The organism is Paenibacillus lutrae (assembly GCF_009757775.1).
Classification (GTDB): domain Bacteria; phylum Bacillota; class Bacilli; order Paenibacillales; family NBRC-103111; genus Paenibacillus_F; species Paenibacillus_F lutrae.
In genome coordinates this window covers 113684-130249 of record NZ_RHLK01000008.1, presented here as the reverse complement: position 1 = coordinate 130249, position 16566 = coordinate 113684, and the positions used below count along the sequence as shown (strand labels likewise).

Sequence of the window (16566 nt, the reverse complement as noted above, 5' to 3'; positions counted from 1 at the left end):
GCTACCCCAAGTCGGCACGCTGCATCTGCCTTTCCAAATGCAGCGCCAGGAAGCCGATTTCGTCCATAGGGATCGGCTTCTGCAGGTTTTTCTTAAGCAGCTCCGCAAGCAGGACCGCTTTCTGAAAAGCAAGCGGATATTCTTCGCATATTTTACCGAGGAGCGGATTGCGTATCGTTTTCTGCTGCTTAATCCGGTCAATTAACGCTTTCAGATGAGAAATAAAACGAACGGTCGAGAAGGAATTATCAAAGTCCAGTCCCAACTCCTTGGCACGCTCAATGACATCCGCAACCAGTCTTACGACAGCCAGAGCCGTCCCTTTTTCCAGTTTAGTACGGGCGGTATGGAAATGCATCGCCAGGAATGCGATTTCATCATCCGGAAGTTTAACATCCAAATGTTCATTAAGAAAGTCGATCGCTCTGCTTGCAATCCTGTACTCCTCTTCATACAAATGTTTAATCTCGTAAGCAAAAGGATTCCCGATTTGGACGCCCCTCTTGCAGCGTTCTACGGCAAAATTAATATGATCGACGAGCGCCGCATGGATGGTTTCGGAGAATTCTCCTTCCAGATGTCCCTGGGCGAACGCAATAACCTCCTCGGTTATCCCGATAATTTTAACGTCAACGGCATGAAGAATATGCTCATAATGTTCCAGAACCTCAGAAGTTTGCAGCAGGAATTCCTGTGTGATATCCGAATCTTGGATCGTCATGCCGGGCTCTTTTTTAAATCCGATTCCTTTACCGAATGCAATCGAATTTTTGCCAGTGGATAATTTGGTCATGACCACATTGTGAGAAAGCACGTAAATGATTTTCCTTTGAATCATAAATGGCCTCCTCCCTTCTAGGCAGTCAATCGTCTGGCAATAGAGTCTTTAATTAACTCTGATTCCGTGCCGAAAATAATATGAACGTGTCCCTTACCCATATTCATGATGCCGAATGCCCCCAGCTCTTTGAGCGTGTCCTCTTCTATTCCCTGATCCGTTTCCAGCCATAATCTAAGCCGGGTAATGCAAGAGTCTACTTTAATGATATTGCCGATTCCCCCCACGCATTCAACAATGGCGGAAACCCGCTGCTCGTCCATCGAAGGACTACCGGCGGCTATTACAGGTGTAAGCTCCGGGAAATCTTCTTCACGTCCTGGCGTTTTCAGATGAAATAAGCGAATCAGGAGCATGAACAGCCCGTAATAGAGGAAGAAATATAGAGCCCCAATCGCTAAAAACGCCCATGGAAATTCCTTTAATTTCCAATTCAACACCAAATCAATAATTCCTGCCGAGAAACTGAATCCCATTCTGATCTCTACCGCATACATGAATGCCATCGCAAGCCCCGTTAGCAGCGCATGTACACCATACAGCAAAGGAGACGCGAACATGAATGAAAATTCCAGCGGCTCTGTCACGCCAGTCAGGAGCGAGGTCAAAGCAGCGCTGTACATAAGGGCTGCCGTACGCTTGCGCTTCTCTGGACGGGCGCATTTCACCATCGCTAAAGCGGCGGCAGGCAGTCCGAAGATCATAATCGGGAAAAATCCGCTCATGAAACTGCCCGCGGTCGGATCTCCCGCATTATAACGGGTCATATCCCCATGGACGATACTCCCTGGTCCGGTAACGTATTCGCCGATCTGAAACCACACCACGCTGTTGAGAATATGATGCAGCCCGGTAACCAGCAGCAGCCGGTTCAGGAATCCGTACATAAACACACCGATACCGCCTGCCTCCACAATCCAGAGACCCGCACTGCGGATTACATCCTGAACGGGCGGCCAGATCAGACCCATCAGTCCTCCCATCACGACCATGACAAGCGATGTAATAATCGGCACAAACCGGCGGCCTCCAAAAAACATCAGGTAATCCGGAAGTTTTATACTATGAAAGCGGTTAAATAGCATAACTGTAATGAGCCCCGTCATAACTCCGCCGAGGACTCCCATATCCAGATGCAGATCAATGGGCACATCTTCGAAAGTTGCGAGTACCCGGATAAACACGAGATAGCCGACTGCTGCAGCCAGTGCGGCCGTGCCCTGCCCGGATGTCATTCCGATTGCAATACCGATCGCAAACATCAGCGGCAAATTATCGGAAATCGCTTTGCCGCCTGCATCACATATTTTACTGATATAGACAAGAAGCGGGTTCTCAAAAGTAAAAGCGCCAAGCCGCTGCAAAATTGCGGCGGCCGGCAGGACGGCTATCGGAATCATGAGAGACCGGCCGATTTTTTGGAGCGTATGCAGCATAGGATTTCACCTTTTTGGTCATATACGGAAAGCAAGGTGACGGCTTATTTCACCGCACCTGCTGTAATTCCGCTTGCTATTTGACGCTGGAAAATAAGATAGAAGATCATGACGGGCACCATCGATATGAGCAGGGCGGCGAACAGCGGACCCCATTCGGTCCTGTACTGCATCTCTCCCTGCATAACGGCTATGCCGACAGGCAGTGTATATTTGGAAGGTTCGCTGTTCAGGACAACACCCAGTATATATTCATTCCACGTATTCAGGACATTGATAATACTGACGGAAATCAGTCCGGGTTTGGCGAGGGGCATCATAATTCGAAAAAAGATACCATAATGGGAAGCTCCGTCCATCATTGCGGCTTCCTCGATTTCCGACGGCAGAGTCTTGAAGAAGCCGACAAGCACGAAGACGCTGAAGGGGATGGTAGATACTGTATATACGATGATAAGGCCCAGCAGAGAGTTGGTCAATCCCATATCACTCATCAGAAAAAACAGCGGAATCATACCCAGGAACATCGGGATCATCATGGAAGCAATATAGAGATAGTACAGCGTGCCGCTTCCCTTGAAAGCATAGCGGGCCAGAACGTAGGCCGTCATAGCGGACAGCAGAAGCCCCAGTACAACACTTACAACCGTAACGATGATCGAATTCATGAAATACCCGCCAAACTGGTACTTCTCCCATACATAACTGAAGTTAGAGAAAAGAAGCGGCAATTTCGGGAGATCCCAGGGCTTGCCCAGGAAAAACTGCTGATTGTCTTTCAGCGATCCGAATACGGTCCAAATAAGCGGATACAGCACCATAATGGACCACAGGATCATTAACAGGTTGACGACAAAACGCCAGAACGGATTTTTAAGTCCATAGCTCATGCAAATAACCCCTCTACGAAATTTCTAGCGGTTCTCTCTTCATAATCCGCTGCAAGGCGGCCGTGGTGATTAATGACACGATGAGCGTCAGCACGCCGATTGCAGCCGCATAGCTGAGGTGGAACTGCTTGAAGCCCTGCTGGTACAAATAAGAGCCAAGCACCTGCGTTGCGTTATCAGGTCCTCCCTCGGTCATAATCGACACGATAATAAAAGATCCGTTAAGTGTAGTCATGACGATCCACAGAACCGAAGTCTGGATTTGTTCCCAGGTCAGAGGGAGTGTAATGTTCCAGAACTGCTGCCACTGGGTAGCCCCATCGAGGCCGGCCGCCTCATACAGGCTCTCCGGGATACTCAGAATACCTGCGATCATGAGCAGTGTACAGAAACCTACCCCTGCCCATATGGATGGCGGGAGCAGAGACCACATCGCAGTCGCTTTGTCCCCCAGCCAAGGGAACACATAGGCTTCGCCTTTAATAGCTCCAATGATGGAGTTCAGGAACCCGAGATTCGGGTTGTATACATAACGCCACAGCACCCCGACAACAACGACGGAAATTACGTTCGGCAGGAAGAAAATCGCCCTGTAGAACCCGGCTCCTTTAATATTCAGCCTGGTTATCGCAACAGCGAAGAACAAAGCCAGAACCATAAAACCGATGACTTTGCCCAGAACCAGGAAGTAATCGTTCAGAATCGCCTTCGGAATAATCGGATCTTGGATCATTTCCTTGAAATTATCCAGGCCGATAAAATTGTAATCCATCGAACCGCCGGACCAGTCAAACAAGCTTAGATAAATGCCCTTGAGCATCGGATAGACCGTGAAAACCAGATAAATAATCAGGGTCGGTAAAATAAATGAAGCGATGAAGAGACGTCGTTTGGCTTGACCTCTTCCCCTTTTGGATTTCGTAAGAGGAGCTTGTGCTCTTCCGGTTACCGGTGTTCCTTTCATGCGCGTACCTCCGTTTTTGCTGCGGAACGACAATAAGGGAATTTACATTCCCTTATTATCCATTCCGGAGATATGGGTGCTTATTTTTTTAACTTGGCGCGCTGTTTGGCGGCTTCATCCTCTAGACGTTTGGCCCACTCTTCTTTGGTAATGGTACCCTGTGTCAAAGCAATAGTAGCATCGTTGCGCACCTTTTTCAGATCTTCCGGAATCACCGGCTCTGGCGCAACCACCGTATCAGGCGAGCTGTACGATTTGATAGCGGTCTTCGCAAGAGGGCTTGCATTCGTGCTGTCCAGGTTTGTTTTGATGTTCAGCAGTGCGCCTGTCGCTTCCGCCCACTTAGCAGCTTGTTTTTCCGTGAAGATAAACTCGATAAATGCCTTTGCCGCTTCCGGGTTCTTCGCTTTTTTGGCGATGCCCATCATAGCTGTTGTCGGAATTGCCACGCTCTTAGCGCCTTTATCCTGTGTAATGGAAGGAATAAAGCCGAATTCAAAGCCTTGCGGCACATCTTTCTTCATTTCATTCTCAATCCAGAGGCCATTGGGAATAAATGCGGCTTTGTGCTGCAGGAATTGTGTCTGGGAATCGGTATGATTCAGCGCAACCGAACCTTTGTCAATGAAGCCTTTATCACGCAATTCGACCAGTTTATCAAGCGATTTCATTACCGGTTCGCTTTTGAATACGCCTTCTTCCATGTTATTAATTTTCTTGATAATCGAAGTATCGTAATTATTAGCCGCAACAGTAGCAGCATCCAGGAAAGCCCCATTGATGTAGTAAGGATAGACACCTGTGTGAATATATACACTCATCTTGCCGGACGATTTAATCTTATCGCCAACCGCCAAGAAGCTTTCCCAGTCTTTCGGCTCTTCCCAATTGTTCTTCTTGAATTCGGCGCGGTCCCAGAACGTTCCCCATGATCCGAATACGAGCGGGATGTCATAGTATTTGCCCGCCTCATACTCTTCCGGCTTGGAGATCAGCATATCCATGATGTTCTTGCCATCGGCATTCTTCGCGGTTTTCAACCAGTCGGTAATGTCCATCAGCTGGCCGTCCTGGAACATCGTTCTTGCATTCGCGCCTGCTCCGTCAATATAGACCACATCCGGCGGATTGCCCTGAATCCAGCGCGGTTTCATTTGATCGTTAATTTTCGCACCGGCGGATTGCTTGATTTTGAGATCTGGATTCGCTTTCTGGAATTCATCGATGGCAGCTTTCCACCATGTATCCCCGTATCCGCCTACAAAGTACTGAATTTCAAAATCACCGGTCAGTTTCTTGGCTCCAGATCCCGTATCTGTCGTGGCAGCCGGTGAAGCCGCCGGTGTCGCTGTCGGTGCAGCCGTCTTGCTGCAGCCTGCCGCAAAAGCGGAAATAAGAAGTAAAGAAACACCCATGTTTAACCATTTGGACTTTTTCATGTGTACAAACACTCCTTTAAGATTCTTTTTGTAACCGATTTCATTTTGAAACGATCCCCCTGATGCTTAAGAAACAGTGTCCGTCTACCGAAAAATCTTCACCTCCTTCAGACAACAGAAAAAGGGCACAGTCAAAGAAGCAGAATCACTTCTTTAACTAATGCCCTTTCGGTAACATGTTAAAGTTTGGGTTTGAAATTAATTCCATACTACATGGATTCCTGGAATCCGTCAATCCCTTTCTTTTCATTTATTTAACATTTGTTTGGCCTCTTTAGCCGGAGCCCCCTCCTGAATCCAGAGAACCTGATATCCGCCCTTGCACCAAGGGATATATGTCCTCATATGATGGAGTAATTCTTAAGATCACCCAGACGAAACATACCCCTTCATTCCCGGAAGGAGCCCGCCGTATGCCTCGTAAGATCGCAACCGTACGCAGCCCTGCCGATGACTGCGCGGAAGAACACGACGTAATCCGGGTAAGCCCCGCGGTCTTGCGGTCTTGGCGGCTCACTGCGGGCAGCGTAATCTGTATGCGCTTCGGCTCGGCAGCCTGCGAAGTGAAGGTACAGCCATTGTCCGTTAAACGGCTCCCGGCTGCTGAAGAAGAATTGCATCTTCAAGGTAGGCTGTGCGGGGAGCTTGGTCTGCGCGGCGGCTTGCGCCTCTCCCTGCTCTACCTCGCACACGCCAAGTCGCTCTACCTCGGGCCGCTCGTTGGTGTTCTCATCAGCCGCCTGTACTCTTCCTCAGCAGAGATGCCCTTCGGTTCCATGACAGCCTTTTGTCAGGAACTTGTGAAGACTTGCGAGGCAGCGGGAGTCTGTATCTTTTTCTTTTCACCCGAGCAAATGGGCTCGCTTCCCGATGTAGGCGGTATGTATTACGACGGTGAATGGCGCAAACGATCCTTCCCGGTGCCCCACGTTATTTATAACAGGCTGACTTCACGTAAGGATGAGAAGAGGCCGGACGTGCGGAACTTCTTGAAAACCGTGCATCTCCTTTATGACACACAAATTTTTAATGATAAATACCTGGATAAAAATGATGTATTCCAGGCACTCCGGAATGACCCTGCCTTACAGGACTATTTGCCGGAAACCTATCCTTTCACTACCTACCAGCTGTTAAAAACAATGTCTCACCGCTATCCGGTTCTGTTCCTCAAGCCCGCGGCGGGAAGTCTCGGCAAAGGCATTTTCAGATTGTTCCGCGCTGCCGATGATCACTGCCAAATCCGTTATACGGCCATTAGCAGCACGGTCACCCTGCATTTTCAAACTCTCTCTCATGCCTATGCCTATATAGCCGCCAAAGTCCGCATCCAGCCGTATCAGATCCAGCAGGGGCTTGATCTCCTTACAATCGGCGGCCGCCCCGTCGACTTCCGCGCTCTCGTCCAGAGAGACGGTGAAGGGAAGTGGGTCCTATCGTCGCTCCTGGCACGAATCGCGGCGGAGGAGCATTTTGTCTCCAATATCGCAAGGGGCGGCACGATGTGCGGAGTTCAAGAAGCACTCGAACAATCCCGGTTTCATGCCATGAAGCATGTCATTCATACGAAGCTCAGGAAAGCCGCACTCGGTATCGCACATACTTTAGGTTCCCATGTACCCGGGATATTCGGGGAACTCGGGATCGATCTGGCGGTGGATACCAGCGGCAGCGCCAAGCTTCTTGAAGTTAATTCGAAGCCCTCTCGGGAAGAGTTTACCCGTCCTCATCCGGAGCAAGCCGCTCGGCCATCGATCACACGACTGGTAGACTACGCCATTTACCTGGCGAAATTTGCACAATAAGGCGGTGCGTACAATGGGCGGTGCAGCAAACCGCTGTCTGGGCGTCCTGGCTGCCTCAGATGAATCCATCTTGTCCGGAGATTCGGAGCCGTTCCTGCGCAAGTTATGCCTCCTTGGCGCAGAGGAAGGCGTAGACGTCAGGGTGTTTACGCCGGACAGCGTCTCCTGGGAGGAGAACTCCGTAGACGGTTATCACTTCCCGGCTGATAAAGCCCGCTGGGAGCAAAGGCATTTCCTTCTCCCTCCGCTCATCTATGACCGCTGCTTCTGCAGCAGCCCGGCAGACTTCCTTGTCTACAGGCGCCTGCTTGCCCAGCTCCGCGACCAGCCCGGTATCCGGCTGCTGGGCGGCGGACTTAGAGGCAAGTGGGATGTGCAGCGCCTGCTCGCAGCGGATTCTGTGCTCCGCCCGCACCTTGCGCTTACCTGTATGCTGCGCACACTCCGGCAGCTCCAGGCCTGGCTGCACATCCGCAGCGAGGCTTTCCTGAAGCCGGAGGCCGGCACGCACGGTAAAGGCACGCTCCATATCGCACAACTGGGCAAGAATAGCAGCCTTTACCGGGTAAAGGGCCGTGACCGCTCCAATCGGCTGGTCGAAATGGAATTCACGGATACCTCTGCCTTGTTCGGATGGATACGCAAATTTATAGAGGGAAGACGCTATTTGCTCCAAGAGTATTTACCGTTAACAACTGCGGACGGTATAGCATACGATGTCCGGTCCCTTATGCAGAAGAACGGCCGGGGCTCTTGGGAGCTAACCGGAACGGCGGTACGCTGCGGAGACGAAGGCAGCGTCACCTCTAATCTGCATGGTGGAGGCAGCTCCTGTGAAGCGGACGCCTTCCTGCAGGAGCAGTTCGGCCGCTCCGCTGCCAGCGGGATACTCGATACGATAACTGCACTCTCTTACCGGATTCCGCTCGTACTGGAATCCTCACACGGCCGTCTTGCGGAGCTCGGTATCGATTACGGCGTTTGCCGCGACGGGCGGATCCGCATTCTCGAAGTGAATTCCAAGCCGGGCCGGGCTGCCTTCCGCAGTCTATCAGACGGGGAGACCGCAAGGCTGGCTGTTTGCAACCCGGTCAGGTATGCAGCTTTTCTGCTCAAGTCGCAGCGGGCAGCAGCAGGGGCAACAAGTTTAGGAGGGTAACCCAATGAGTTTGACGACGTGCACGGTTCACGTAACAACCAAACAGGAAAGAAACATTTTCATTTCCGGAGAACTGGCCAAAGCGCTGAGGTTATCGAAAAGCAAGCAGCTCCAGCTCCAGGTCGGCTCCCAGTCCGTCACACTTCCGGCCCGGTACATCAAGAAAGCCGGCCTTCATCTTTATTTGCCCCAATCCGTTATTGCTTCTATCAAGCTTCCCCGGCTCGGCCCCTGCCTTGCTTCAAGCGGCAACGGTAAAGAGATCCGGCTCGGTCCTGTCATCGGTGTTCTTACCAATACGACAGGTACCACTGCCGGTCCTTTCGGCTCCCGTACCCCCTTCATCCGCTCTATTATGCAGCCGGGAGAGCGCAAGTCTTATCATGTGGCTTTTTCACCGAAAGATGTGAATTGGCAACAGGGTACCGTGTCCGGATATCTGCTTCTTCCCGAAGGAGGCTGGGTCCGCAAAACGGTTCCTCTTCCCGACGTCGTATACAACCGGCTCCCAAGCCGCAAAGCGGAGAAGATGGAGTCGACCGAAATTTTCAAGCAGCGTTTCGTAAAACGGAACATCCCCTTATTCAACTGGGGGTTCTTCGATAAATGGGATGTCTACCGGCTCCTGGAGAATGATCCTGTCTTCAAATTCGTTCCGGAGTCCGTCCTTAATCCTACAGCGATGCAAATTAAAGAGCTTCTGGAAAATCACAAATTTATTTATTTGAAGCCGACAGCAGGCAGTCTCGGTATCGGTATTTACCGGATTACTTACTCACAAGGCAGGGGCTACTTCGTCCGGTACAGGCGCAGCGGCAAAAATGTCCTGCTCCGGTTCAATAAATTCGACGGCCTTGTCAAAATGCTCGGCGTCAACCGCGGAAAACTGAACAATTATGTCATCCAGCAGGGAATCCGGCTGATAGAAATTGATTCGTGCCCGATAGACTTCCGCTTTCATATGACCAAGAACGGCAATAACGAGTGGGTAGTCGCAGCTATCGGCGCCAAGAAGGCCGGTAAGGGGAGCGTAACCACGCACCTTCGCAATGGTGGCCAATTGATGACAGCCGAGCAGGCCTTGAAGCAAGTATACGGCGGACGCAGCGAATCCATTCTGACCAAGATGAAGGAGACATCCATCGAACTCGCCAAAGCCATTGAGCATAATTACAATCACCCCCTCGGGGAACTTGGCTTTGATCTGGGCATTGATCAGAATGAGCAGACGTGGATGTTCGAGGCAAACGCCAAGCCGGGCCGCTCTATCTTCAAACATCCCGGCCTCAAGCAGCAGGATAAAGCTTCACTCGCTAATGTCTATGATCACTGCGTCTACTTGAGCCGCTTCCGCGCGAGGAGGGATAGCTAGTGGACGCTACGATCCATAGCAGCAAGCAGCCTCCCCTTTGTATCGGCATCCTGACAACACCGGATCCCAAACGGAAATTCTCGGGAAACCGGGAGAACTTCATCGATTTAATCCGGACCGGTTATGAGCATGGCGCTCTCGTTTACGTCGTGACAACGGCCGATATAAAGCTGGGAAGCAAGCAAGTGCAAGCTTTCTGCTATCAGTTTCCAAGTAAGAAATGGAGAAAACAGCTCATGCCCTTTCCGGATGTGATCTATAACCGGATTCCGACACGACGCCTGGAGATCCAAAGTGATGTACAGCGGACGCTTCAGGCTTGCATCCGGAGTAAAAGCCTGAATGTGTTCAATCCGTATTTCTTTGATAAATGGACACTGTTCGAATGGCTGGATCAATCGAGTACGACCCGTAAATATGTCCCTACAACCAAGCAGCTGCACGGCAAATCCTCTCTGGAAGTCATGCTGAATCGCTTCGATTGTGTTTATCTCAAACCGATCGAAGGCAAGGCGGGCAAAGGAATCATGCGGCTGGAGCAGATTCCGGTCAAGAACAGCCAGCCTGTACTCAAGCTGACGATGCAGGAAAAAATGAACTCTCATTATGAACAATTCAGTGATCTAAGCGATGCCTGGAACCGGATTGACGGGTTGACCAGCGGAGAAGAGTACATTATCCAGCAAGGAATCTCTCTAGCCAGCTACAATAAGCGGCCGTTCGATCTGCGGGCCCTGCTGCAGAAAACCGCGGAAGGCAAGTGGAGCGTAACGGGAATCGGAGCCCGGGTGGCCGGTAAGCGAAGCATCACAACCCATGTCCCCAGGGGCGGATCTATTGATGATCCGGCCCGGCTGCTGGCGAAATCGTTCGGCAGCCTCAAAGCCAAACGCATCCTCCGGCATTCGCGTAAAACCGCTCTGCTGCTCGCCCATAACCTGGAGAAGACCTCCAAGCAGACGCTTGGTGAAATGTCTATGGATCTGGGGATCGACACCAACGGGCGCACATGGTTCTTCGAGGCCAATTCCAAGCCGATGAAGTTCGATGAGCCGCATATCCGCAATAAGTCACTCGAACGCATTATCAGTTACAGCCAGTATTTAGCGAAGAAGAGCAAATGAATAGTGAAGCCCCTTCTCCCGGACGCTTCACTTCCACACAAATACAAGATCGCCCGCCACCTGAAAAAGGTAGCGGGCGATTTTGTATTCTATTCAGCAGCAGAATGAAGCAATTGCCCGGCCAAGCCGGGTGACTGCCCTCCCCCTAGATGTCCCCGGTTATCCGCGGGTTATTCCGCTTGTTCCACTGGTTCAGAATCGCATAGGAAGCGAACAAGGCCATAAAAGGCATGAGCGGGACCGTATAGCGGGAATGCGCCAAATAAACCATGTGTAACAGCGTCATATAAGCAAACAGGACTGTCAGCAGCAGAGTAAGACGATTACGGCGTGACTGCCAGATTCCCTTGAATCCGTAGATCAGGATGAAATAGTGCATCAAGATAACCGGGATAATGTTAATCCCGTGTACTTTAACCCAGTAATAAACATCGCCCCAGAACATAGTGAATTTACCTGCCGTATACCACTGCAAATAATAAAGCGGCTGTTCGGTAAACCCTTCTTTGATTCGTTCCTTGGCCCATTTTGTATCATACGCGTCATTCTCAGCTAGATGATCAGACCTCGGCCAAGTCCTCTGCTCCTCAATCGTAGGCGGCCCGAAAGGAAACGTCCCGAGCAGAAGCGGATTGCCGCTTGACTGGGTCAAAGGAATGAAACGGCCGCCGGACACCTCATAGTTGCGGACCCACCAAGGCAGCAGACACAGCACGAAAATAACAGAAGCGACGGACAGGCACGTCAGCAGCTTTTTCCACGGAACCGTCCGCCAGTAAAGAAGCAGAAGAAGAAATAGTCCGGGCCAGAGCGCAATCGTAGGCCGGACGTACACAGCGAATACCCAGGCAAGTCCAAAGGCTGCCGCTACGCCGAGCGTCGGTTTATCCATCGCTTTTAGAGCCGTGTAAATCAAAAGCATAACCGCTAATACAAATAACGCCTCGGTCAAAATCAGAAACGATACGAGCCACATGGGTAAATAAAACGCGGTGAGTGTGACTGCCAGAAGCGCCGCTTTTTCATTAAAAATACGTGTGCCGATTTGAAATAAAAGATAGAGCGCGAAAGTAACCATAAGGACTTGAACAATCCGCAAAGTCTGCTCCAGTTCATAACCGGTGCCGAGCCATTTCATGAAAATCGCGATAAATGCCGGAAGAGCCGGCGTAATGAACATCGTAGGACGCGTCGGATCGTTGTAGGTTAACATGCCCTCTTCAAGCCAGATACGGGCCGTTTCGATATACAACTTATCGTCTGATCCAAGGCTGTATGAGTGCCCGTTGATCAGAACCTCGATGATTTTAAGCAAAGTTGAGACAAGCAGAACGATCCCCAGCCAGGAACGCACCGAAAGAGAACGCAGTTTCCTCCACATCAATGACTCTCTTACTCCCCTTTCTTACCAGTTCCTTACCGCACCTGATTATTCCTTGTCAATTCATTGCCAGGTTCCCTCAAAAAATAGAAGCGCGTTACGAATAACGCGCCGAAAGTCCGATCATTCCTACACCGATCAGAATCACGATACACCCTGCTATTTTGAGTAAAGAGAGCTGCTCGTTGAACATATAGTAAGCGCCGATTACGGTGATCAGGTAGGCAATACTCTGCATCGGATAGGCGATACTGATGTCCACTTTGTTCAGAATAAACAGCCAGAGGACCGTAGCCAGTCCATAAATGAAAAGTCCTCCCAGAATAAAAGGAGAAAACATCAGATGAATGATACTTTGCAGATTTTCAAATGGATCTGTTTTGCGGGAAAGCCCGTATTTCCATAAAAATTGCCCGCTCACCAGCATGAGCGTATTCAATAAGATCAATCCGATATGTACCGGGTTCATGGCTTTTCTTGTCTCCCTGTATGTGTAAAAGTATCAGGCCCGCTCTCGCTTTGCTGTTTGAGCAGCATGACTTCGTTCTCCAGATAAGCATGCTCTTGGGCGAGCGTCTTAATCATATCCTGCTGCTTCGACAACTGGATGGTCTGATGAACAAGCATACTGAGCATCACGACGATCACAATCAGGAAGATGAGCGAAGGCATGTAGGACACGCCGATCCAAAGGGCAAACCGGTTCAGAAGCGGAATACCGATGCCGGTAATAATGCCTGCAATTGCTATGAGAATCCAAGTAAAGGCATGGCGGTCTTTGAGCTTATTCTTGCTCGTATAATATAATATCTGGAATAGGAATAAGACCGTAATTCCAATCGTAATGCCTTGAATCAAAGTAAGGACCCTCCCTAGAAGCTTCTCCGGATAATGGAAAACATGGTCACCTTCAGCATATAATAGACCGACCTCACCACATTGATGGAAGATACACCGCCTTGGCGTTTTTTCATCTCCACGCTAATTTCTTTGATCCGGTACTTGCTGCGGGCCATGGATACCAATATTTCCACTTCCGGGTAATCCACGGGGTACTGCTTAGAGAACTCGTTAATAATATTGCGGTTCACAATCCGGTACCCCGATGTCGGGTCAAAGATCCGGTTGCCTGTAAGCAGGCGGATCAGCATATAAAAATAGTAAATGCCGATACGTCTGGGCAGGCTGCTTTTGTAAGAACTTTTCTCCACGAAGCGGGAGCCGATTACAATATCCGTATCCGATGTACGGATCTCACGCACGAGCTTGTCTATATCGCGGGGATCGTGCTGTCCGTCTGCATCCAGTTGGATGGCATACTCATAGCCATGGCGCGCAGCATAGCGGTAGCCGGTCTGCATCGCACCGCCGATACCCAGATTAACAGGCAGACGAACTCCGTTATACCCCCGCTCTCTTATGATAGCTGACGTCCGGTCCGTTGACCCGTCATCGACGATCAAATAGTCATAACCCGTATAACGTTTTAAATGTTCAACCGTCTGCTCGATCGCGTCTTCTTCATTATAAGCAGGGATGATAATCAGCACGTCGCTTTGTCTGGACATACGGTTTCCTCCTTTTCTCTATCCGACTAACCCCTTCTTATGTCCAGATCTCTCTTGTTGTCAGGTTCTGTTAGGTTCATCGTTTTCTATAATTTTGGTTTAGCAATTTGTCAGCATCTTGTAACGAAAAGACCTTTGTAGTAGTTCTCAACCTGCTGTACGAACACTGAATCATTATAGTGCAAATTGATTAACTTGAACAGTTATCTCGATGGCAACTTCCAGCATATGTATACAGGACTTTACCCACTGCTGAGCCGGAACGAAACCAATCCGCTCTTGAAAGCGTATATAATTTTATAGCATCATCCAGTATTTGATAAGGGAGGGATGATATGGAAACCTGGTACTGGGGTCTATTTATCGCCGGTGTCCTGTTTGCACTGGTTACACTTATTTTCGGTGAGATACTCGGCCACCTCTTCGGATTTCTGGATTCTGCAGGCGGTCATCACATGCCCGTACTCCAGCCTGCCGTCCTTGTCGGCGGAATTACGACCTTCGGAGGAGCCGGCATCCTCCTTACCCGCTACACGGAATTCTCCCCTTTGCAGACAGGGACCGCCTCCTTGCTGATCGCAGCTGCACTGTCCATGCTCACGTATCTGGTGTATGTCAAACCTATGGCCAACAGCGAGAACTCCGTCGGTTTCTCTATTCAGGACCTTGTCGGTAAGATCGGTGAAGTAAACGTTCCTGTACCCGCAACCGGGCACGGGGAAGTCATTCTGCGCATTGGCGGCGGTGTGACGAACCAGATTGCCGCAAGCTTTGACGGCAAGACCATCGCTTCGCATCTGCGTGTCGTTGTCGTCGATGTCAAGGACGGCATCCTGCTTGTTTCTCCACTGGATTCCGAATCCGAGTTTAATTAACCAACAAAGGAGCTGTGCCTATGTTATTATCAGATGTTGTGCTTATCCCCGGAATTATCGTTGCTGTCATCCTCATACTCGGTATCGCATTCTGGGCCCGTTACAAAACCGTTTCCCCGGATGAAGCCATGATTGTTACGGGTTCTTTCCTTGGCAGCAGAAACGTCAGCATCGACGAATCCGGCCGCAAAATGAAAATCGTGCGCGGCGGCGGGGCGTTCATCCTGCCTATCTTCCAGCAGTCGCAGTTTCTTTCCCTCCTCTCCCATAAACTCGATGTCATGACTCCCGAGGTTTATACAGAGCAAGGTGTGCCAGTCATGACAGATGCGGTCGCGATTATTAAAATCGGCGGCTCTGTCGAAGATGTGGCAACTGCCGCAGAACAGTTCCTCGGTAAACCGACCGAAGCGCTCAAAAGTGAAGCGCAGGAAGTGCTCGAAGGCCATCTCCGCGCCATCCTCGGATCGATGACCGTCGAGGAAGTCTACCGCAACCGGGACCGCTTCGCCCAAGAGGTACAAGGCGTAGCCGCCCGCGATCTTAAGAAAATGGGCCTTCAGATCGTATCCTTTACGATCAAGGATGTCCGCGACAAGCATGGTTACCTGGACGCGCTTGGTAAACCCCGGATCGCAGCGGTGAAGCGGGATGCCGATATCGCCGAAGCCGAAGCTATACGGGATTCCCGTATCCAGAAGGCAAAGGCCGAGGAAGAAGGACAGAAGGCTGAGCTTCTGCGTGACACGAACATTGCCGAAGCAAGCAAAGAGAAAGAACTGAAAGTCGCTGCCTTCAAAAAAGATCAGGATATGGCGAAGGCCGAAGCCGATCAGGCTTATCATATCCAGGAGGCACGCTCCAAACAGAGCGTAGTCGAAGAGCAGATGCGTGTCGAGCTTGTTCGCAAAGAACGGGAAATCGATCTGGAAACCAAAGAAATCCTGCGCCGCGAAAAACAATATGATGCCGAAGTCAAGAAGAAAGCGGACGCTGACCGTTACTCCGTCGTGCAGGCCGCGGAAGCGGAGAAATCCCGCAAGATGCTCGAAGCCGAAGCGCTGCAGTTCCGCATCGAGGCGGAAGCCAAGGCCAACGCCGAACAGAAACGCCTCGACGGTCTGGCGATCGCTGACTCCGAACGGGCGCGCGGTACGGCAGAAGCCGATGTAATCCGGCTGCGCGGTCTGGCCGAAGCCGAAGCGAAGCAGCGTCTGGCCGAAGCTTTCGAGAAGTTCGGCGAAGCCGCCGTGCTCGACATCATCGTGAAGATGCTGCCTGAACTGGCCGGCAAAGTTGCCGAACCGATCAAGAACATCGACAAACTGACGGTGGTCGATACCGGTCACGGTGAAGGAGCTGCCCGCCTCAGTAATTACGTCACATCGCTGATGGCGACCGCCCCTGAGATGCTGAAGAATGTCTCCGGGATCGACGTTGAGCAGCTCATCAAAGGGCTGACGACACGCGCGCCCCAGCCGGCAGCCCACCAGCCGTCCCGGCCCTTGTTGACTGCGGCGGATACTCCCGCTGCTGAAGCTATAGCGGCCGCCAAGGAGACCGAGCCGGGTAAAGCTTGATTGGAGCAGCGGTCCGAGCAGCGGACATATCGGCACGGCTGATTCTCCGCCCTCGGCTCCCAATGAAACTGGCACGTATGATCGCAGCCCGATTAATGCAGAATGCCGCTTCAAGGTCTAGTCTGCAAGAGGGTA

The 16566-nt window shown here is 51.0% G+C and carries 15 protein-coding genes; 6 read left to right on the top strand and 9 right to left on the bottom strand.

Features of this window, described 5'->3' with window-relative positions; all coding sequences use genetic code 11:
• Position 1: 1 nt before the first annotated feature.
• From EDM21_RS15395 to EDM21_RS15375, 5 genes are all read right to left on the bottom strand, one after another.
• Positions 2-838 (bottom strand): PRD domain-containing protein, encoded by an 837-nt coding sequence (locus EDM21_RS15395; protein ID WP_157336788.1) that lies wholly within the window; start codon positions 836-838, stop codon positions 2-4.
• 17 nt (positions 839-855) lie between these two features.
• Positions 856-2274: a PTS transporter subunit EIIC gene (locus EDM21_RS15390; RefSeq protein ID WP_157336785.1), complete on the bottom strand. Its 1419-nt coding sequence runs from the start codon at positions 2272-2274 to the stop codon at positions 856-858.
• 44 nt (positions 2275-2318) lie between these two features.
• Positions 2319-3164: a carbohydrate ABC transporter permease gene (locus EDM21_RS15385; protein WP_157336782.1), complete on the bottom strand. Its 846-nt coding sequence runs from the start codon at positions 3162-3164 to the stop codon at positions 2319-2321.
• Positions 3165-3177: 13 nt separating this feature from the next.
• Positions 3178-4128 carry a carbohydrate ABC transporter permease gene (locus EDM21_RS15380; protein ID WP_157336780.1) on the bottom strand — a complete coding sequence of 317 codons (951 nt, stop codon included), beginning with the start codon at positions 4126-4128 and terminating at the stop codon, positions 3178-3180.
• An 80-nt stretch (positions 4129-4208) separates the two neighbouring features.
• Positions 4209-5567 (bottom strand): extracellular solute-binding protein, encoded by a 1359-nt coding sequence (locus EDM21_RS15375; RefSeq protein WP_157336778.1) that lies wholly within the window; start codon positions 5565-5567, stop codon positions 4209-4211.
• A 413-nt stretch (positions 5568-5980) separates the two neighbouring features.
• Between EDM21_RS15375 and EDM21_RS15370 the strand changes: the two genes are divergently transcribed.
• Genes EDM21_RS15370 through EDM21_RS15355 form a run of 4 tightly spaced genes read left to right on the top strand, consistent with a single transcriptional unit; the run spans position 5981 to position 11027 of the window.
• Positions 5981-7372 (top strand): YheC/YheD family endospore coat-associated protein, encoded by a 1392-nt coding sequence (locus tag EDM21_RS15370; protein WP_157336776.1) that lies wholly within the window; start codon positions 5981-5983, stop codon positions 7370-7372.
• Between the two features lie 13 nt (positions 7373-7385).
• Entirely contained in the window at positions 7386-8531 is a 1146-nt protein-coding gene (locus EDM21_RS15365) for a YheC/YheD family endospore coat-associated protein (RefSeq protein ID WP_157336774.1), read from the top strand.
• A 4-nt stretch (positions 8532-8535) separates the two neighbouring features.
• On the top strand, positions 8536-9903 hold the full coding sequence (locus tag EDM21_RS15360) for a YheC/YheD family endospore coat-associated protein (RefSeq protein WP_157336772.1): 1368 nt from the start codon (positions 8536-8538) through the stop codon (positions 9901-9903).
• Entirely contained in the window at positions 9903-11027 is a 1125-nt protein-coding gene (locus EDM21_RS15355) for a YheC/YheD family protein (protein ID WP_166542029.1), read from the top strand. The genes EDM21_RS15360 and EDM21_RS15355 overlap by 1 nt, the downstream gene beginning before the upstream one ends.
• Positions 11028-11172: 145 nt before the next feature.
• Here EDM21_RS15355 and EDM21_RS15350 read toward each other — a convergent pair whose 3' ends face one another.
• The 4 genes from EDM21_RS15350 to EDM21_RS15335 all read right to left on the bottom strand — a co-directional run bounded on the left by EDM21_RS15350 (position 11173) and on the right by EDM21_RS15335 (position 13976).
• Positions 11173-12408: an ArnT family glycosyltransferase gene (locus EDM21_RS15350; RefSeq protein ID WP_157336899.1), complete on the bottom strand. Its 1236-nt coding sequence runs from the start codon at positions 12406-12408 to the stop codon at positions 11173-11175.
• 97 nt (positions 12409-12505) lie between these two features.
• Positions 12506-12877 carry an EamA family transporter gene (locus EDM21_RS15345; RefSeq protein WP_157336770.1) on the bottom strand — a complete coding sequence of 124 codons (372 nt, stop codon included), beginning with the start codon at positions 12875-12877 and terminating at the stop codon, positions 12506-12508.
• The gene (locus tag EDM21_RS15340) at positions 12874-13266 is read right to left on the bottom strand and encodes a DUF2304 domain-containing protein (protein WP_157336768.1); all 393 of its coding nucleotides are present in this window, start codon (positions 13264-13266) and stop codon (positions 12874-12876) included. The genes EDM21_RS15345 and EDM21_RS15340 overlap by 4 nt, the downstream gene beginning before the upstream one ends.
• A 14-nt stretch (positions 13267-13280) precedes the next feature.
• The gene (locus EDM21_RS15335) at positions 13281-13976 is read right to left on the bottom strand and encodes a glycosyltransferase family 2 protein (protein ID WP_157336766.1); all 696 of its coding nucleotides are present in this window, start codon (positions 13974-13976) and stop codon (positions 13281-13283) included.
• A 335-nt stretch (positions 13977-14311) separates the two neighbouring features.
• On the opposite strand from EDM21_RS15335, the gene EDM21_RS15330 reads away from it, so the two are divergent.
• Together EDM21_RS15330 and EDM21_RS15325 are read left to right on the top strand one after the other, a co-directional pair.
• The gene (locus tag EDM21_RS15330) at positions 14312-14851 is read left to right on the top strand and encodes a protease (protein WP_157336764.1); all 540 of its coding nucleotides are present in this window, start codon (positions 14312-14314) and stop codon (positions 14849-14851) included.
• A 20-nt stretch (positions 14852-14871) separates the two neighbouring features.
• Positions 14872-16431, top strand: coding sequence for a flotillin family protein (locus EDM21_RS15325; protein ID WP_157336761.1), 1560 nt, complete (start codon positions 14872-14874; stop codon positions 16429-16431).
• Positions 16432-16566 lie beyond the last annotated feature (135 nt).